The sequence below is a fragment of the Streptomyces sp. NBC_01520 genome, from assembly GCF_045040375.1.
GTDB lineage: Bacteria > Actinomycetota > Actinomycetes > Streptomycetales > Streptomycetaceae > Streptomyces.
Genome location: NZ_CP109404.1, coordinates 5,194,902 through 5,213,467, shown reverse-complemented (window position 1 = coordinate 5,213,467; position 18,566 = coordinate 5,194,902). Strand labels below are relative to the sequence as shown.

Annotated in this window: 15 protein-coding genes and 3 pseudogenes; 10 read left to right on the top strand and 8 right to left on the bottom strand. The window is 71.3% G+C overall.

The annotated features are described in order from the left end of the window. The first annotated feature begins 61 nt into the window (after positions 1-61). The 3 genes and pseudogenes from OG524_RS23880 (at position 62) to OG524_RS23870 (ending at position 4,678) form a co-directional block, all read left to right on the top strand. Positions 62-1,538, top strand: a pseudogene (locus OG524_RS23880) (glucoamylase family protein). Between the two features lie 168 nt (positions 1,539-1,706). Next, positions 1,707-3,830 (top strand): TPM domain-containing protein, encoded by a 2,124-nt coding sequence (locus OG524_RS23875; protein WP_405812494.1) that lies wholly within the window; start codon positions 1,707-1,709, stop codon positions 3,828-3,830. 134 nt (positions 3,831-3,964) lie between these two features. Then, positions 3,965-4,678: a PspA/IM30 family protein gene (locus OG524_RS23870; RefSeq protein WP_405388819.1), complete on the top strand. Its 714-nt coding sequence runs from the start codon at positions 3,965-3,967 to the stop codon at positions 4,676-4,678. Between the two features lie 501 nt (positions 4,679-5,179). On the opposite strand, the gene OG524_RS23865 is transcribed toward OG524_RS23870, so the two are convergent. The 5 genes from OG524_RS23865 to OG524_RS23845 form a co-directional block, all read right to left on the bottom strand. Then, positions 5,180-7,762, bottom strand: a complete 2,583-nt coding sequence (locus tag OG524_RS23865; RefSeq protein ID WP_405812493.1) for a SpoIIE family protein phosphatase — start codon at positions 7,760-7,762, stop codon at positions 5,180-5,182. Between the two features lie 190 nt (positions 7,763-7,952). After that, positions 7,953-8,390, bottom strand: a complete 438-nt coding sequence (locus OG524_RS23860; protein WP_405388820.1) for an ATP-binding protein — start codon at positions 8,388-8,390, stop codon at positions 7,953-7,955. A 122-nt stretch (positions 8,391-8,512) separates the two neighbouring features. Next, complete coding sequence (locus tag OG524_RS23855) at positions 8,513-8,914, bottom strand: NUDIX domain-containing protein (RefSeq protein WP_405388821.1); 402 nt, start codon at positions 8,912-8,914, stop codon at positions 8,513-8,515. Positions 8,915-9,640: 726 nt separating this feature from the next. Next, positions 9,641-9,823, bottom strand: coding sequence for an SPOR domain-containing protein (locus OG524_RS23850; protein WP_405388822.1), 183 nt, complete (start codon positions 9,821-9,823; stop codon positions 9,641-9,643). Between the two features lie 388 nt (positions 9,824-10,211). Further along, entirely contained in the window at positions 10,212-10,964 is a 753-nt protein-coding gene (locus OG524_RS23845) for a GntR family transcriptional regulator (protein ID WP_405388823.1), read from the bottom strand. 230 nt (positions 10,965-11,194) lie between these two features. Between OG524_RS23845 and OG524_RS23840 the strand changes: the two genes are divergently transcribed. Next, positions 11,195-11,317 carry a hypothetical protein gene (locus tag OG524_RS23840; RefSeq protein ID WP_405811655.1) on the top strand — a complete coding sequence of 41 codons (123 nt, stop codon included), beginning with the start codon at positions 11,195-11,197 and terminating at the stop codon, positions 11,315-11,317. Positions 11,318-11,349: 32 nt separating this feature from the next. Beyond that, positions 11,350-11,560, top strand: a pseudogene (locus tag OG524_RS23835) (glycosyl hydrolase family 18 protein); the annotation flags it as partial. Positions 11,561-11,637: 77 nt separating this feature from the next. On the opposite strand, the gene OG524_RS23830 reads toward OG524_RS23835, so the two are convergent. Continuing rightward, positions 11,638-13,221, bottom strand: coding sequence for a S8 family peptidase (locus tag OG524_RS23830; protein ID WP_405388825.1), 1,584 nt, complete (start codon positions 13,219-13,221; stop codon positions 11,638-11,640). Between the two features lie 559 nt (positions 13,222-13,780). After that, the gene (locus tag OG524_RS23825; protein WP_405388826.1) at positions 13,781-14,263 is read right to left on the bottom strand and encodes a cupin domain-containing protein; all 483 of its coding nucleotides are present in this window, start codon (positions 14,261-14,263) and stop codon (positions 13,781-13,783) included. An 81-nt stretch (positions 14,264-14,344) separates the two neighbouring features. Between OG524_RS23825 and OG524_RS23820 the strand changes: the two are divergent. From OG524_RS23820 to OG524_RS23805, 4 genes and pseudogenes are all read left to right on the top strand, one after another. Further along, a pseudogene (locus OG524_RS23820) lies at positions 14,345-14,793 on the top strand (haloacid dehalogenase); the annotation flags it as partial. A gap of 14 nt (positions 14,794-14,807) precedes the next feature. Beyond that, positions 14,808-15,101 carry a hypothetical protein gene (locus OG524_RS23815; protein WP_405812492.1) on the top strand — a complete coding sequence of 98 codons (294 nt, stop codon included), beginning with the start codon at positions 14,808-14,810 and terminating at the stop codon, positions 15,099-15,101. After that, positions 15,028-15,393 carry a PepSY domain-containing protein gene (locus OG524_RS23810; RefSeq protein ID WP_405811654.1) on the top strand — a complete coding sequence of 122 codons (366 nt, stop codon included), beginning with the start codon at positions 15,028-15,030 and terminating at the stop codon, positions 15,391-15,393. The genes OG524_RS23815 and OG524_RS23810 overlap by 74 nt, the downstream gene beginning before the upstream one ends. Further along, positions 15,321-16,076, top strand: coding sequence for a PepSY-associated TM helix domain-containing protein (locus tag OG524_RS23805; protein ID WP_405812491.1), 756 nt, complete (start codon positions 15,321-15,323; stop codon positions 16,074-16,076). The genes OG524_RS23810 and OG524_RS23805 overlap by 73 nt, the downstream gene beginning before the upstream one ends. Positions 16,077-16,101: 25 nt before the next feature. Here the strand turns inward: OG524_RS23805 and OG524_RS23800 are convergent, their stop codons facing one another. Continuing rightward, positions 16,102-17,475 (bottom strand): FAD-dependent oxidoreductase, encoded by a 1,374-nt coding sequence (locus OG524_RS23800; RefSeq protein ID WP_405388827.1) that lies wholly within the window; start codon positions 17,473-17,475, stop codon positions 16,102-16,104. Between the two features lie 746 nt (positions 17,476-18,221). On the opposite strand from OG524_RS23800, the gene OG524_RS23795 reads away from it, so the two are divergent. Next, a complete protein-coding gene (locus tag OG524_RS23795; RefSeq protein WP_405388828.1) occupies positions 18,222-18,317 on the top strand; it encodes a type II toxin-antitoxin system RelE/ParE family toxin in 96 nt (31 codons plus the stop codon). Positions 18,318-18,566 lie beyond the last annotated feature (249 nt).

Below are 18,566 nucleotides of genomic sequence, written 5' to 3'. Positions count from 1 at the left end.
CCCGCACCCCTGCCCCACCCCGCTTCAGTGACAGCAGATGACTCTTCCCCGAGAGGTTCTGATGGACCGTCGCACGTTTCTCACCGCCGCAGGGACCGGGGCCGCCGCCCTGTCCGTGGGCGCCCTCAGCGCTCCGTCCGCCACCGCCGGGCCGGCTTCCACGGCCGCGGGCACGGACACCGCGCAGCTCCTGGCCTGGTTCCGCGACACGTACCGCTCGATCGAGGCGATGACGACGGACTTCGGGTCTCGCCTCGGACAAGATCGACGTCAGCGGCGCCGCCCCCGTCGTCTCCCGTCAGACCTCGCCCACCAACATCGGCTGCGGCCTGTGGTCGGCCGTGGCCGCCGCGGGGCTCGGCGTCACGGGTGAGGCCGCGATGCTCCGCACGCTGGAGCGGACGGTGTCGGCCGTCGAGAAGCTGGAGCGCCACCACGGCTTCTGGCTCAACTGGTACGACGCCCACGACGGTTCCGTGCTGACCGAGTGGCCCGGCACCGGTGCCCCCGTCCGCCCGTTCCTCTCCTCGGTGGACAACGCCTGGCTCGTCACGGGCCTGCGGATCGCCGCCGACGCCGCACCCTCGCTGCGCCCCCGCATCGGGCGCATCCTCGCCACCGCCGACTGGTCGTACTACTACACGCCCTACGACCCGGCCGACCCGGTCGCCGGCCCCGGGCAGTTGCGCGGCGGCTTCTGGACGGACACGGACGAGCCCACCGGCCACCACTACGGGGCGCTCAACACCGAGCCCCGGATGGCCAGTTACCTCGGCATCGCGGACGGTTCGCTGCCCTCCGAGCACTACTGGCACCTGCTGCGCACGATGCTCCCGGAGCACGAGCAGGAGCAGCACCCGCAGGGTGCGTACTCGGTGGTGGACGGCGTACGCGTCTGGCAGGGGCACTACACCCACGGCGGCCGGAAGATCGTCCCCACCTGGGGCGGTTCGATGTTCGAGGCGCTGATGGTGCCGCTGTTCGTCCCGGAGCCGGAGTGGTCACCGCGGTCCTGGGGCCGCAACCACCAGCGTTACGTGCGCGGCCAGATCGAGCACGGACTGAAGGAGGCGGAGTACGGGTACTGGGGGTTCTCCCCCTCCGACGTCCCCGAGGGCGGCTACCAGGAGTACGGGGTGGACGCGCTGGGCATGCAGGTCGACGGGTACGCCTCCAACACCGACCGGACGTACACCACGTACGGTGCGCCGCTGCCCGACCCGTCCGCCTTCACCAACGGGGTGGTGACGCCGCACGCCTCCTTCCTCGCGCTGCCGTACGCGCCGCGCGAGGCGGTCGCCAACCTGAAGGCCCTGGACCGGGACTTCGGCGCGTACCACGAGGGCTTCGGCTTCCGGGACTCCGTCAATGTCGGTACGGGGCGGGTCAGCGACTCCATGCTCGCACTCGACCAGGGCATGATCGCCGCGGCGCTGGCCCAGGCGATCCGGCCGGGTCTGCTCCAGCGGCCGTTCCGGACGGGTGGCTTCCGGTCGCGGGTGCGTCCGCTGCTCGCCAAGGAGCGCTTCAGCATCTGACCGGCCACGCGGGCGGCATCCCCTGCCGCCCGCGCCTTGCCGCCCGCGACCCCGCCCGCCGCCCGGCTCCGGGTCGCGGACTCCGGGTCGCGGGCTCCGGGTCGCGGGCTCCGGGTCGCGGGCTCCGGGTCGCGGGTGGCAGAGGGCGGACATAGCCTCCCAAATGTGATGCCGCTTGCGCGCCGTACCCGGAACTCCCGGCTTTCGATACCCAGCAGGGCACTCCTCTCCGCACTGACCGTGCTGTGCTGGATCGCCCTTCCGGCGGCAACGGACGCCCGGGCCGAGGACCCCGTCACCCTGTCCCGCGACGGGCAGACCACCGACAAGGTGGGGGCGCTGGGCGACCGCGAACCGCAGGTCGAAGCCGCTCTCGACCGCTTGTTCGACGAGCGTCGCGTTCAGCTCTTCGTGGCGTACGTACGTGATTTCTCCGGCCGCGACGCACAGACCTGGACCGACGAGACCGCGAACCGCAACGGTCTCGGGCAGGAGGACGTGCTGCTGGCCGTGGCCACGCACGACCGGCAGTACGCCTACTCGGTCGGCCAGGGCTCACGGCTCACGGACGGGCAGCTCCAGGACGTGGCGAACACCGCGATCGAGCCGGCCCTCAGGGAGAACGACTGGGCGGGTGCCGCGATCGGTGCCGCCGACGGCTACACCGCGGTGCTGGGCGGTGAACCCGTACCCACTCCGGCGATCACTCCGGGCCCCGCGGATCCCGGGACGGGCGGCGACTCCGACAGTGGCGGCGCCACGAACCTCATCGTGCCCTTGGCCGTCGTCGTGGCCGCGGGCGCCGTCGCGGCCTTCGCGTTCACCCGCCGCAGGCGGCGTACGACGACCCGGACGACCCCGGCGTCGGCCGGCTGGGGCGGAGGCGGCGCGGGAGCGGCGGAGCCGCCGATCGCTCTGCCCGAGCTCGATGCCCGGGCCGAGGCGGACCTCGTGGACACGGACGACGCCGTGCGCACCAGCGAGGAAGAGCTCGGCTTCGCCACCGCCCAGTTCGGCGAGGAGGCCGCAGCCCCGTTCGCCCAGGCCGTCGAGCACGCCAAGTCGGAACTGACGGCCGCGTTCCGGCTGCGGCAGCAGCTCGACGACGCCTTCCCGGAGGACGACGCGACGCGACGCCGCATGCTCGACGAGATCGTCCGGCGCTGCGCGGACGCCAACGAGCGGCTGGACGCCGTGTCGGAGGACTTCGACCGGCTGCGCGCCCTCGAACGTACGGCCCCCGAGGCCGTGGCCACCGCCGAGACCACGTTCCGCGACCTCACCGCACGCGTCTCCACGGCGGAGGCCACACTCACCGGGATGCGGAGCCGGTATGCGGAGTCGGCCGCCGCGCCGGTGGCCGACGATGTCGAACAGGCGAAGGACCGGCTGGTCTTCGCGACCACCGGCCTCAACAAGGCGCGCCAGGCCGTGGACAGCGGGAACAACGCCGAGGCCGCGGTGTACGTGCGTGCGGTCGAGGGGGCGATCGGCCAGGCGGCCACCCTCGTCGACGCGGTGGACCGGCGGGCCGTGGAGCTGGCCGAGGCGGCCGGAAAACTGCCCGGCGCGCTCACCGAGACCGAGACGGACCTGGCCGACGCCAGGGGGCTGCTCGAAGGTACGGCCGACGGAGTGCCGACGGCCGATCTGCAGGGCAGGATCGCGCGCGCCGAATCGGTGCTCCGTGATGTGAGCAGTGATCTGCAGGCCGGTCCGTACGACCCCATCGACGCGCTGCGCAGGGTGGAGGAGGCCGACGCGGCACTGGACGAGGCCCTGGCCGGGGCCCGCGAGCAGGAGCACGGCGGCCGGCGGGCGAGCTCGCTCCTCGATCAGTCGATGCTCACCGCGCGTTCGGGGATCGGTGCCGCCGCTGACTACATCACGACCCATCGCGGGGCGGTCGGCAGCGGGGCCCGTACCCGGCTGGCGGAGGCCCAGCGCCACTGGGAGAGGGCCAGGGAGCTGTCGGAGGCGAACGATCCCCAGGGCGCGCTGGCCCGGACGCAGCAGGCGGACGCGCTGGCGGCGCAGGCGCAGAGCCTGGCCGAGCAGGATGTGCGCGAGTACCGCAACCGGCAGGACCCCGGCGGACCGCAGGGAGGGGGTGGCGGGATGGGCGGCGCCGTACTGGGCGGCATCATCCTCGGCGGGCTCTTCGGCGGGGGTGGCCGGGGCGGGGGCATGGGCGGCGGGCCCGGTGGCCTGGGCGGCGGCGGATTCGGCGGGCCCGGCAGTTTCGGCGGCGGGGGGACCCGTGGCCGAAGAGGCGGCGGCGGCCGCTTCTGACACCTGGCCACTGGTTGTGCACGTTCCGCTCGTTCCGCCCTCCGTATGCCATGCGCCGCGTCACGCCCGTGCCGTGCCGTGCCGTCCGTATGTCCTACGTCGTATGTGCCGTCTGTCGCACAAGGAGAGGTGCCATGACCAAGCAGACCGTCCTCGGCCGCGTCACTCAGCTGGCGCGTGCCAACATCAATGCCCTGCTCGACCAGGCCGAGGACCCGCAGAAGATGCTGGACCAGCTGATCCGCGAGTACGCCGCCAACATCGCGGAGGCCGAGCAGGCGGTGGCCGCCACCATCGGCAACCTCCGGCTGATGGAGCTGGACCACCGCGAGGATGTCGACGCGGCTCGGGAATGGGGTCAGAAGGCTCTGGCGGCCAGTAGGAAGGCGGACGAGCTGCGCGCCGCGGGATCGTCGGCGGACGCCGACAGGTTCGACAACCTCGCCAAGGTGGCGCTGGGCCGGCAGCTCCGGTCGGAGCAGGAGGCGAAGACCGCCGAGCCGACCATCGCGTCGCAGACGGTGGTGGTCGACAAGCTGAAGTCGGGCCTGGATCAGATGAAGACCAAGCTGACCCAGCTGAAGTCCAGGCGCGACGAGCTGGTCGCGCGCGCCAAGTCGGCCCAGGCGCAGAACCGGATGATGGACGCCGTCAAGAGCATCGACGTCATGGACCCGACCAGCGAGCTCGGCCGTTTCGAGGACAAGGTGCGGCGCGAAGAGGCGCGGGCGGTGGGCAAGCAGGAACTCGCCGCGTCGTCCCTCGACGCGCAGTTCGAGCAGTTGGACAGCCTCGGGGACAGCGCGGAGATCGAGGCCCGGCTCGCCGCGCTGAAGTCGGGCACCTGACGGGGGCGCACGCCTGCCCTGCGGGGCCCCGCAGGGGCCGGGCCGGGTGCGCGCACCTGTCGGCCGATGCCGCCGGCCGGTCGGGGCGCTGCCCCGATCAGTACGTCCCCGTCCCCGGTCGGTGCACGCGTCCAGGGTCGGTGTGCGCCTGCCCGGTCGGGATGTCCGGACGGGCAGCACGTCCGGACGCGCGGAACACCGCTCCCGGTCAGGTGCATCTGACCGGTCGGTACATCCGGGCCGGCCGTGCACCCCGCTGATCGGGGCCGACGCCCGAGGCCGGTGCACCACCCGGCCGGTCGGCAAATCGCCGCCCTGCCAGGTGCACCGCTCCCGGTGAGGAGCACCGCTCTCGGAGACGTGCACCGCTCCTGAACAGGCGCACCGCTCCCGGTGCACCAGTCCAGGACTTCCGTCCGTCAGCCGGGCCGGTCTGTCCGGGCCGGTGCGTTCCGTCCGGGCCGGGCCGGTGCGTTCCGTCCAGGCGGCGCGCCCGTCAGGTCAGTACATGCTCAGCAACTGTTCGACCGAGAGCTCGGGGGCCGGCTCCCCGGCGGGCAGTGCCAGCTCGAACCACACCGTCTTGCCTCGCGGGGTACGCCGTGACCCCCAGGCCGCGCTCAGCAGCCCGACCAGTTGCAGTCCGCGCCCGCCCTCGTCGGTGTCCCGCGCCCGTCGCCGCCGGGGCTGGACGAGTCCGGCGTCCCACACCTCGCAGACGAGCGTACGGTCGCGCAGCAGCCTGAGCCGGATCTCCCCCTCGCCGTAGCGAAGGGCGTTGGTGACGAGCTCGCTGACGAGGAGTTCGGCTGTGTCCACCAGGTCGTCCAGGCCCCACGCGGTGAGCTGGACCCGGGCCAGCTCGCGGGCCCGGCCGACGGACCGCAGCTCGCGGGGCAGCCGCCAGTCACCCACCGCACCCGCGGGGAGCCCCTGGATGCGGGCCATCAACAAGGCGATGTCGTCCTCGCCGTGCCGGGTGTCGAGGGTCGTCAGCACATGGTCGCAGACGTCCTCCAGCGGCTCGTTGGGTGCGGCGAGGGCCTGCCGGAAGGCTTCGAGGCCCTCGTCGAGCGGGTGGTCGCGGGACTCGACGAGCCCGTCGGTGTAGAGGGCGAGGAGTGCGCCCTCCTTGAGCTCCACCTCGACCTCCTCGAAGGGCTCGCCACCGACGCCGAGCGGCATGCCGGGCGGTACGTCGAGCAGCAGGGCGGCTTCGCCCGGCTCGACCACCACGGGAGGGAGATGACCGGCGTTGGCGAAGGTGCACCGCCGGGTGACGGGGTCGTACACCGCGTAGACGCAGGTCGCCAGATAGACCTCGGAGAGGTCGGCCTCACGTGACTTGTGGGCCGCCCGGGATGGCCACTGCGCGCCGCCGCCCCCGCCGAACCCGGCGCTCCGCTCGCCACCGCCCGGGGTGCCGAGCCCGCGGGCGACCTCGTCGAGGGCGGAGAGCACCTCGGCGGGCTCCAGGTCTAGGAGGGCCAGCGTCCGTACGGCGGTGCGCAGTTCGCCCATGGCGACGGCGGCCCGCAGTCCGCGGCCCATGACGTCACCGACGACCAGGGCCGTGCGGTGACCGGGGAGTTCGATCACGTCGAACCAGTCGCCGCCGACCTCGGTGGCCGTATTGCCCGGGAGGTAGCGGCAGGCGATGTCGAGGCCCGCGGCCTCGGGGTCGCCCGGTGGAAGGAGGCTGCGCTGGAGTATCAGCGCCCGCTCGTGCTCCCGGCGGTAGAGGCGGGCGTTGTCGATACAGACGGCGGCCCGTGCGGCGAGCTCGGTGGCAAGCGCCCGGTCCCGCTCACCGAACGGCTCGCTGCCCTTCGTACGCGAGAACTGGACGAGGCCGACGACGATGTCGTGCGCCACCATCGGCACGGCGAGGGTGGAGTGGATCAGTCCGCGTTCGTCGCCCGGCACGTCCGCGACCCGGCTGGTGCGCAGGGCCACGGCGCAGGGTGAGTGGAACGGGTAGCGGTGGACCGAGCCGAGCGCGGGCGGGCCCGCGTCCTCGCCGGTCTTCGTGCGGCCGTTCCGCTCCGCGCCGCGCAGCACGCCCGGTACGGCGTCGGACACGGCGCTGGCCTGGGCGACCCTGCGCAGCTCCGCCGAACCGCTGCCGGACTCCTGGTGGTACCGGCCCCAGCTGCCGGGCGAGGCCTCCTCGCCGGTGAGGAGGCCCTGGTACAGGTCGACGGAGGCGAGGTCGCAGAAGCCGGGCACGGCGACGTCGAGCAGTTCCCGGGCGGTGGTCTCCAGGTCCAGGGAGTTGCCGATGCGGGCGCTGGCTTCGTTGAGCAGGGCGAGGTTGCGGCGTGCGCTGGCCGCCTCGCGGGCGGCGATGTGCCGTTGGGTGACGTCGGTGGCGAGTCCGGCGATGCCGATCGGCCGCCCGGAACCGCTGTGCACCCGGTAGAGGTTCATGGACCAGTGGCGCCGGTCGCTGGATCCGGGTGCGGTGCCGACGAGCTGGAGGTCGGTGACGGACTCGCCCGTCTCCAGGACGCGCTTGAGCGTGAGGGTGAGTCTGTCCGCCTCCGGGCGGGCCAGGTAGTCGTGCACCGTGCGGCCGCGGTGGTCCTCGGCCTCGCCGCCGAAGACGGTGGCGAACCGCTGGTTGGCGCGTACGACGGCGAAGTCCGTGCCGAAGAGCACGAAACCGAATGGAGATTGGCCGAAAATCGCCTGCGAAGCCGCCAGATCGGTTTCGATGCGCCTCAAGGCCCGGACATCGACGACGATGCAGAGCGCGGCCCGCTCGCCGCTTTCCGTCTCACTCGGCATGACGTAGATCTCGGCGAGGCCCCGGAAACCGTTCTCGCCCGGCATACGGAACGGGACGAGGCCCGTCCACTCCTTGCCGTCGAGGATCTCGCCGACCCGTCGGCGGGCGTCGGGGCGCAGCTCGTCGGGCATGAACGCCTCGACCGGATCCTTGCCCACCGCCTCGTGGGAGGCCATGCCGAAGAGACCGGCGGCCCGCCGGCTCCACTGCTCGATCAGCCCGTCAGGCCCGATCGAGAAGGAGGCGACCCTGATGTAGTCATAGATCGAGCCAGGCGGGCTGCTCTGCCACACGACATCGCCCGCTGTCCCAGGTATTTCGCTCACGCGACCGTCCCCTCCAGCTCACACACCGGACCGGTCCTGCCCGCAGTATTCAGCACTACGGGCCATACAGGCACGGCGTTCACGATCACAGCACGGTCTCAGTCCCTTTCGGCCAGGTTCTGCCCGACTTCTGTGATCGCTGTGCGTCCCCCCACTCCTAACCAGGGAGAGCGAGCTCGAACCACACCGTCTTGCCGCTCTTTCCGCGCCGGGTCCCCCAACGGCGCGCAGAACAAGCCACGAGCTGCAGCCCCCGCCCACCCTCGTCCTCGGGTCCGGCAGTACGTTCGGTGGGCGGATCCGGAAGCGGATCGGAGACTTCCACGAGCAGTCCCTGCCCGTCCGAACCTGCGTCGGCTCCGGCGCCCCCGGGATGCGGTCGGACCAGCCGGACACCGATGGGGCCGGACGCGTAGCAGAGGGAATTGGTCACCAGCTCGCTGACGAGCAGCACGGCGACATCGCCCACGGGCCCGTCGAGCCCCCAGGAGTGCAATGCGTCACGGACCGCGTGCCGGGCGCTGCGTACGGAGCCCGGCACCGCCGGAAAGCTCCACTCGGCACAGTCGCCTTCGGTATCGGTCACGCCGATCACTTCCCAGGGGCCGACAGCGGGGTCTCAGCCCCGTCGCGAGGGGCTAATCAGCACATACCCGATATTTGGGGCAGCTATCGCGTGAAGTCCGGGGTGGGGCGTACGGGTGGCGGAGCCTCGGCTCAGCGCAGCTCGCCCGATGCCCTGAGATCGTCGAAGAGCAGTTGGTCGACCGGAGGGACGAGGGGACGGTCCGCGAAGGAGAACCAGGTCATCTCGTCGATCTCGCCACTGACGGCCAGCGTGCCGCGGTAGTCGCCGTAGTAGCAGCTCATGCGCACCACCACTCCGTCCGGATGACCGTGCGCCTGCGCTTCGTACGTGCCGGCGTGGCGGACGCTCGACGGGATGATGCCGACCGTCAGCTCCTCCTCGACCTCCCGCAGAAGCGTCTGCAGATCCGTCTCTCCCGTCTCCCGCTTACCCCCGGGGATGTAGAACACGTCCTTCCCCTTCGGTCGCGCGCAGAGGATCCTGCCGCCCTCCACCCGGACCCAGGCCACCGTGTCGATCAGTACCGGCATCGTTCCGTCCTCATTCATCGGCCGGCGCCGCCTCGGACGTGGTGGCGTACGGCTCGGCCACAGGGTCCTCGGTCAGCGGATCGTTCGTACAGCCGAGGAGGCCGGCGGTCCGGCGGAGCACCAGGTATGGGAAGCCTATTTGGCGGTCCGTCGGCTCCCGCCCGGCCTCGGCGCCCCCATGTTCGGGTGTCCGGCACCTCACCCTGGAGCAGCGCCCGACTCGAAGCCTTCCGCCCACCGTCGGGCAGCTCGCATTCCACCCGAAGCCGCGCAATGATGCCGTTCGCCTCTCCGACGGGATCGCCCGTCCGGTAGTGACCGACCTTCCGTCACCACTTCCCCCGCGCCCTTCGGTTCGTCCGCCCGCACCCGGACGGCTTCGGTCGCCGGGCAGTCGCGGCCCGACCGTCGCGGCGCATCCGCTCGCGCCGCGGATCACTGTACCGAGGGTGCCAGGCCGTATCGGCGGGCCGGTGCCGGGGCCACCGAGGCCTGAAGCACGGCCGGGACACTGCCCGATGCGCCGCCGAAGGGGGGTCCTCAGCGGCGCACACGCGCATCGTGCGCGCCGCGCAGGGCCCCGATGCGGCCCCGGCAGCAGACGGCAACCGGAGCCGTCCACCGCGATGAGCCGCCCCGGCCACCGCTCGGAGCCGACGGGATCGCCACGGGTCCCGTCCGGGACCTCGGCCGAGGCGGGCGACGCCGCCCCGGGTCCCGCAGGTGTCAGGGGCGTGCGGTCTGGCCCGCGCGCTCCACCCAGTAGAGCTGCTCGTGTCCGTGACGGTGCAGGTCGTCCGCGATCTTCTGCGCCTCGTCCTGCGTCGCATAGCGGCCGACGCGGTACCGATTGCCGTTGTCGTCCTGCCTGATCACCAGCCAGGGGAGCACGGCGCCGCTGTCGGTCATCGTGTTCCTCCCCGGCATGTCGCCCCTCTTCCTGCCACCGTGCACGTCTCTATGGATCCCCAGGAAACCGCAGTACGCATATGCCCGAGCGTACGCCTGACCTTCACTCAGCGGATGCGTGTTTGCACAAAGAGATACGCATCCGGCCATACCAAAGGGGGCGCACCCGGCCGGATGCGCCCCCTGAAAACCGAATGCCCGGCCCACCCCGGGCCTTTGCGGCCACCCTCTCCGCGCCCTCACACGGCCGGTGGACCACGCCGCGCCCGGCACTCCTGGCCAGGCGTGATCCGTCACCCGACAGGCACCCGCCCTGCCCACCCGGGGCCCTGACGAGGCGTCGGCCCGGCCTCAGCGGCAGGGCGATCACAGCCGCGGGGCGCGCGCCTCATCTGACCGGCAGGTGGTAGGCGATCCGGTAGCGGTCGGCGGGGACGACCACATCGGCCGTCTCCACGGCACGACCCGACGCGTAGTACGTCCGCCCGATCACGATCACCACGTGACCGGGTACGCCGCCGAGCGCCAAGAGCTCCTCCGCCAGCCCCGGGCGGGCGCCGACCTCCTCCGCCACGTTGTCCACGACGACGTCGATCGCGGCCATCCGGTCGACCACCCCGCAGCCGCCCAACGGGCCTTCCTCCGGCAGCATCACCGGCGTGCGTCCCGTGACCGCCAGGGGCTCCCAGGAGGTGGAGAGCATCATCGGCTCGCCCGACTCCCGGAAGAGGTACCTCGTGCGCATCACGCGGTCCCCCGGCTCGATGCCGAGGCGCTCGGCGACCTCCGGGGCGGCCCCCTCCTGCTCACTGCGGGACTCCCAGGTTCCCCGCACCCCGTCCGCCGTCTGCTCCTGACGGAACGGGCTCGCTCCCGCTCCCGACCGGTAGCCGGAGCGGGCGATCCTGCGCGGGACCGGCCGCTCCCTCACATACGTGCCCGAGCCCGACCGCCCCTCGACGAGCCCCTCGGCCATCAGCACCTTGCGTGCCTCCAGCGCGACGGTGTCAGAGACCCCGTACTCCTCGCGAATGCGGGCCTGCGACGGCAGGCGGGTGTGGGGCGGCAGCGCGCCGTTGACGATCTTCTCCCTGAGATCGCTCGCCACGCGCAGATAGGCGGGCTGCTCACCGAAGGACACAGGCCACTCCCAACAGGTTGACAGACAGCAACAGCGTCGCAACCGTCGGTTCATTCCCGCAAGCACGGGCCAAAGTTTCACCCGAAGTGATGATTCCTCGCCGACCAGCGCATACCTCGCGCCGGCACGCGCGAACCCTTGACCGCTTTTGGTCCAGACCAATACCTTCCTGTGCACAGCACGGCTCCAGCTGTTCCTCCAGCCGCGGAACACGCACAGGAACGAGCCCCATGCGCCGAAGAACCCTGTCCGGACTGACCATTGCCGCCTGCGCGTTCACGCTGCCGGCCGGTATCGCGCCCGCCGCCACGGCGGACGGATCCGGCGGTGGCGGCGACCGTGGTGACCGCTGACGTCACGACCGCGCGTACAAGACCGCCGGCTCTACGCCGTGCACCGGGACGCCAGGAACGGCCACGCCTGGCTGTTCGACGGCACGACCCTGTGGACGTACGACGATCCTCAGGTACTGGCGTGCCAAGACCTCGTACATCCGGGACCGCGGTCCCGGCGGTGCGATGTTCTGGTCGCTGGACGGCGGCACGGACGACGGAGAGCTGATGGCCTCCGTCGACCGCGGGCTGGGCCGGCGCTGACAGGGCACCACGGTCGCGGGGCGGCTGCCGTCGGCAGCCGCCCCGCTCGTGTTCACCGGCTCATGGAGCTGTACGCGTCAGAACTGCAGGGCCCAGGAGTTGATCCTCCCGGTGTCGGCCGCGTAGTTGTCGCTGACCCGGAGCTTCCAGACGCCGTTGGCGACCTCCGACGAGGCGTTCACCGAGTAGGTGGTGATCACGTTGTCGGTGCTGCCGCCGGTCCCGTAGGCCTTCAGGTTGTAGACCGAACCGTCGGGCGCGACCAGGTCGATCTTCAGGTCGCCCGAGTAGGTGTGCGTGATGTTCACGGGAACGCTGAGCGCGGACGGCGCGTTACCGGTGACACCGGAGACGGTGATCGGCGACTCCACCGTGGCGTTGTCGGCGATCGCGTAGGAGGTCGTGCTCTCGAACTTCTTGCCGGGCGGCGGCGTGGTGCCGCCGGTACCGACGTTCAGCAGCTTGTTCGGCGAGCCCGTGCCCGGGCTCGTCACGACACCACTGGTGGCGGCGGCGACGAGTCCGGCGGAGACCTGTGCCGGCGTCTTGCCGGGGTTGTCGGCCAGGTACAGCGCTGCCGCACCGGCGACGTGCGGGCTCGCCATCGACGTACCGGAGATGGTGTTGGTGGCGCTGTCGCCGGTGTTCCACGTCGAGGTTATCGAGGAGCCCGGGGCGAAGATGTCCACGATGCTGCCGTAGTTCGAGAAGCTCGAACGGGCGTCGGTGCTGGTCGTGGAGCCGACCGTGATGGCGGCGGCGACGCGTGCGGGCGACTTGGTGGAGGCGTCGGTCGACTCGTTGCCCGCCGCGACGGCGAAGGTGATTCCCGAGTTGATGGCCTTCTGCACGGCCGCGTCCAGGACGGAGTCCGCGCCTCCGCCGAGGCTCATGTTGGCAACGGCGGGCTTGACGGCGTTGGCCGTCACCCAGTCGATGCCCGCGACGACACCCGCGGTGGTACCGGAGCCGTTGTTGTCGAGGACGCGCACGCCGACGATCTTCGCCTTCTTGGCGACGCCGTAGGCGGTTCCCGCTACGGTGCCGGCGACATGGGTGCCGTGGCCGTTGCCGTCCTGCGCGACGTTGTCGTTGTCGACGGCGTCGTAGCCGTTCGAGGCACGACCGCCGAAGTCGCTGTGGCTGATGCGCACACCGGTGTCGATGATGTACGCGGTGACACCCTCGCCCGCCTTGTCGGGGTACGTGTAGCTGTTGTTCAGCGGCAGGGCCGTCTGGTCGATCCGGTCAAGACCCCAGGAGGGCGGGGACGGCTGGGTGCCGGAGATCGTGAACGTCCGGTTCTGCACGACGGACTCGACGGCCGGGTCCGCGGCGAACTTCTTCGCCTGCGCGGCGGAGAGCTCGACGGCGTAACCGTTGACGGCCGCGCGGTAGGTCTTCTTGATCTTCGCGCCGTACTCCGCGGCCAGTGCCTTGCCCTCGGCCGAGCCGGCTTCGGCGGCGGACTCGTCGAGCGTGACGATGTAGCTGCCGCCGATGGTGCCCGGGGCGCCCGCGTTCTCGATCACGCCTTCAGGTGCGCTCTCGGACGCGAGGGCGGGGAAGGCCGCCGCGGTCGAGAGGGCGAGCGCCGCGCCGGTGATGACGCTGGTCGCGACCAGTCTTCGCGCGTAGCGTGCCTTGCGCTTCTGTGCCATGTGAGGGGTCCTCCTCGGTTGCGGTGCGTTGGTGGGGGATGCATGGGGGTGCATGTCCTGCATCGCTGTGCATGGGGATACAAGGGGGTGCACAGGGTAAAACAAATCATGAGCATGACAATTCAGACATCAGGATTCCGCGCTCCATGTGAGCGGCAACCCTGCCGTCAGCGAAAGATTGGCGGATCCACAGGAATCGCACAAGAGTGTCTTCGCCCAGGCAATACATTCGACATACACCTGCCATGTCGACGCGCAGGGCCACCCACCTCTGCCCGCAGGACGGAACCCGCGCCCGCACGGATGCTCTGACCTGGCGCTGTCCCGTCCGCGGCGGACCGCGGGTCCTCGACACCGGTGTCCTGTCACCGGACCTTCTCAACTCGCTGACCGGACACGTCAATTCACTGTGCTGTTACGAAGGGGCGCCGCCCCTCGGCGCGGCGAACCGGCCGAACCGGCCCGGAGAGGGCCGGCCGGGAACAGCACCGCGGACGGCCCCGGCCCGCCGTGACCGCAGTGTCCGCCGTGACCGCCCTCGGTCCGTCCAGTACGTACCTCAGTCGGTCCAGTACGTGTCGTGCCTGATGAAGAACTCCGCCCGCTCCTCCTCCGGCCAGTCGCTGACCTTCGCCACCTTCTCGAAGTACTCCTCGCGCGGTGCTCCGGGGGTGAACAGCAGCAGCATGGAGGCGGGTGCGTCCGCGTCGTTACGGAAGGCGTGCAGGCCGCCCTGGGGCACCTGGACGAAGTCACCCTCGGTCGCGTCCACCCAGCGCTCCCCGTCGTAGATCCGCACCGTCCCGCCGAGGATGAAGAACGACTCCGAGATCGACCGGTGGAAGTGGGTGGCGGGGCCGCCGGCCCTGGGCCCCATGTTGATCCGGTACAGCCCGAACTCGCCGTGCGTCTGCTCCGTCGTCGCCAGGTAGTGCGTGGTGCCGCCGCCGCGCGTCAGCAGATTCGGAGTGGTGTCCGCGGGGCGGTACCGCGCGGTGATCTCCCCCTGGCCGTCCGTGTACATCGGTTCCGGATACGACATGCCGCTCTCCCTGTCCTGGTCCCTGCGCCGGTCCGCGCGCCGTAACCGCTCCGGCGCACTCGTCTTCCCTACCTTCGTACGGTGAGCCTCAAGCGCAACTCCCTCCTCACGTCCCTGGTCGCCGGCGCACTGATCGCGCCCCTGCCACCGCTCTCCCACGCCGCCGCGCCACCGTCCGCCGTCTGCGGCCGGCCGCACGCCCCCGGCGCGCCCGCCCCCGACGCCTCCTGGGCCCCGACGTCCACCGTCTTCGGCGAGGCCGAGGGATACGACCCCTATGTCGGGAACGGATATCTGGGTCACCGGGTGCCCGCCACGGGTGCCGGCTACGCGGCGACGGGCGAGAAGACCGGCTGGCCGCTCTACACCCCGCGCTACGACGGGGCCTTCGTCTCAGGGCTCTACGCCCGCGACAAGGACCTCGCCGAGGGCCGCGAGGTGATCGCCGCGCTGCCTGCTGGACCACTCTCGACGTACGCGTCGGCTCGGAGACGTATGACGCCTCCACCCCCGCGGGGCGCGTCTCGCACACTTCTACGCGGGCCTGCTCGTCGCCCCGTTCCTGCTCGTCGCGGCCACGACGGGGCTGCTGTACGCGGGTTCGTACCAGGCCGAGAAGGTCCTGTACGCCGATGAGCTGCGGGTCCCCCGCGGGCGCCCGCGAACTGCCGGTGTCGCAGCAGGTGGACGCGGCCCGCGAGGCCCACCCCCAGGGCTAGATCAGCGCGGTTCGGCCCCCACCGGAGAAGGGGGCGACGACACGGGTGCTGCTGAGCGGGGTGCCGGGGGTCGGCACCGGACACACGCTGGCCGTGTTCGTGGACCCGTACACAGGTGAGGCGCGCGGCGATCTGGAGCAGTACGGATCGACCGGCGCCCTTCCCCTGCGGACCTGGATCGACGAGCTCCACCACGATCTGCACCTGGGCCGGCCGGGCCGCCTCTACAGCGAACTCGCCGCCAGCCGGCTCCGGGTGGTAGCGGCCGGCGGCCTGGTGCTGTGGTTCGGCCGGCGCAACGCGCGCGCTGCGCCGGCCGACGGGCCGCCGGCACACACATTCGTTGCACGGCATGGCACGGTCGGGTCTGGGCGGCGCTCGGGCTGTTCATGCTGTCGGCGACGGGTCTGACCTGGTCGACGTACGCCGGTGCGAGCATCAGTGACCTGCGTACGGCGCTCGGCCAGACGACGGCCACGGTCGGCGAGCACGCCGAGCACTCGGGGGCGGGGGCGCGGCGGCCGACGGGCCCGAGGGTGTGGGGCCGGACGCCGTGCTGGCGTCCGCCCGCGCCGAGGGGCTGTCGAACCCGGGTGGAGATCGTGCCGCCGGCCGACGCGTCGTCCGCGTACGTCGTACGGCAGATCCGGCGCAGCCGGCCGGAGAAACAGGACGCCGTCGCGATCGATCCGGCGTCCGGGCAGGACGCCGACGTACAGCGGTGGGCCGACTACCCCGTACTCGCCAAGCTCTCGCGGTGGGGCGTCGACGTGCACACGGGCAGCCTGTTCGGTCTGGCGAACCAGATCGTACTCGCCGCGCTGACCCTGGCGCTGATCGTGCTCGGCTACCGGATGTGGTGGCAGCGCGGCCTCGGATCCTCCTTCGGCCGCCCGCTGCCGCGCGGGGCGTGGCAGCAGGTGCCGCCGTACGTCCTGGTGCCGCCGATGGCCGCGATCGCGGTACTCGGCTACCTCGTACCGCTGTTGAGGATCCCGCCGGCGGCCTTCCTGCTCGTCGACGTGGTGTGGGGCGAGGTCGAATACCGGCGGGGGCGTCGGCGAGCGGCGGGGGCATCGGCGGCCGACGGCTGAGCGGCACTGAGCCCTGGGGGTGCGTTCAGCCCGGGATGAGCGCGTCCCACTGGTCCCGGGTGGGGCCGTCGTGCGTCGGTGTGAAGTCCGGATGGGCGGCCAGCCAGGCAGTGACGGCGCGGTCCACCTCCTCGGTGCCGTAGGCGTCGTCGGCCGGGCACAGGAGGTGGCGTACCTGGGCCCGGGCCCTCATCACGACGGGATCGTCGAAGGCGCAGGCGCCCAGGGCCGCTGCCCTTCGGTCCGAGGACGGTGAACCCTCGGCGAGGAGTCGCTCGTTGGCGCGGTCGGTCGTCACCTGCGCGTCGAACCACGGACGGAGTGCCCCTTCCGCCCAGGCGTGATATTCGCTGGGGTCCTCGGCTATCCGGTCGGCGTCAGTAGCGAGGTGCTGCGCCGCGAGCAGGCCGAGGGCCGCACCGTGGCCGAAGGTGGGGTTGGTGTGGATGAGACTGTCCCCGACGTTGACCAGGCCGGTGACGACTGGCCCGTCGTCGTCGGCGAGGGAGGTCCAGCGATTGTCCAGGCCGGCCATCGCCAGGACGGCCGACCGCGGTTCGGGGTCCAGGTCGAGCCAGGCGGCGGTGGCGGGGAAGCGGCGGGCGACGGCCTCGAACACAGCGGGGGCGGTGAGCGCGCCACGGGTCGGATCACCCGTGGAGAGGACGAGGCTCACCGCGAAGGTGTCGTTGTCGGAAGGGAAGACACCGGCGAGCGCGAACGGTGCGGCCGAACCGGTCTTCACCCGCCCGGGGTCACGCGGGCCGTCGGCTCGCAGGCGGTACCAGCGGCAAAGGTACGCGATCCCGATGCGGTGGCTGTCGACCACGGGTGGGCGGCAGCCGGCCGCGGTCAGCCAGCCGGGAACGGGCGAGCGCCGGCCGGACGTGTCGACGACGAGGTCCGCCGGGTGCGTCTCCTTGCCGACCCGCACACCGGTGACCCGGGCAGGGGCACCCTCCTCGACGGCGAGGGCGTGCACCGGGCAGCCCCGCCGCACGTCGACGGTGGGCTCGCGCCGCACGGCCGCGGTCAGGGCGGCCTCCAGCACGATACGACGGGTACGCAGGGTCACCAGGTCCTCGTCACCCGCCCGGTGCGGCGGATGCTCACCGAACCAGTCGAACTCGTGGTACTCCCGGGTTCCGCGTGCCAGCAGGTCCGCGTAGACGTCAGGGGCCTCGGCGCGCAACACGGTGCGCACGGGCGCGAGCAACGAGTGGGGATGGACGGCCTGGGGAATCCGGGGCCTGTTCCAGCGGAAGAAGTCCTCGTCCAGGTCCTCGCCGGCCTGCCGCGCGTCCTGCTCGAACAACGTGACCGGATGCCCCCGCCGACCGAGCATGAGCGCCGTTCCCAGCCCGCTGATACCCCCACCGATGACCGCAACCCGCGCCACTGAACTCCCCTTCGCGTCGTGTTGCGGGACGAGCCTACTGCTCGACGATCTTGGGCTCGGGAGCGGGCGACGACCGCGTCGCGGGACGGTCGGCGCACCGGGTGGAGGTTCCAGGTGCGGAAGGCCGGTGCTGCCTCAACTCCCCATTCTTTTCACGCACTTGGCCGTCACCCGACGGATGCACACGCCCACGGTGTGAACCAGGACGCCGCGTGCCGGGCTACCGGATGCCTACGACATGGACTGGAACCACCCAGTCGCCGACCGTCGCCGGCACCGCGTTCACTCGAGACGGACCAGGTCATCGACAACCGCATGGCGATTCCGGCGGTCGATGCCGTCATGAGGGGGATATTGGCGCGCGCGGTGAGTAAGGACTGCTCCCACCTCCCGTGTCACGAGGGATCCTGCGAACTCGACCTGGACCTGGACCTCAAGACGCATAATGCCAACGACGACGTCAGTAACATCGACGTCAGTGATGCGGACCTGCATTCCGAGGACCGTGCGGCACCGGGCCGGTCGCGCAGAGCAGGGCAACGGCCGGCATCCCTGACGAATGTTCACCGCACCGTACACCCAGGCGAGGGATCCCTTTCCTTCCAGGCCCGTACTCGAAAGGCCGATCCCTTCTGACCTGCATGCCTGCCAGACCATCGAAATGGTGGCAGCCAATCCGCTACGTGTTGAAGCGGAACATAAGGCACAGCGCTCCCACCTGCGAAACAGGGATCCGCCTCCTACGAGTGGGCGACCACCGTGTCGACTACACGATCGACGACGGTGAACTCCTGGTATGGGTCGCACACATCGGACGTCGCTCCACCGTGTACGACACCTGATCCTGCACCAGGACACGTGCGGTCAGCCAGAATCCGCCGGATTCGGTGGAACCGGCAAGGGGCCGACTCCCGAAGGGGCCGGCCCCTTGCCGTCTGTGAGCGTGACGAACAGCCTGGCTTGCAGTGACGAAACCGCTCAGACGTTGAAGCGGAATGTCTGCGGCCCGATTCTGACCTGCGGCGGAGCCCCATCCAGGGCTCTGAGCTGGGGTTTCCTGGTTGGCGCGCGTTGGCTCCCGACGGCCGTTT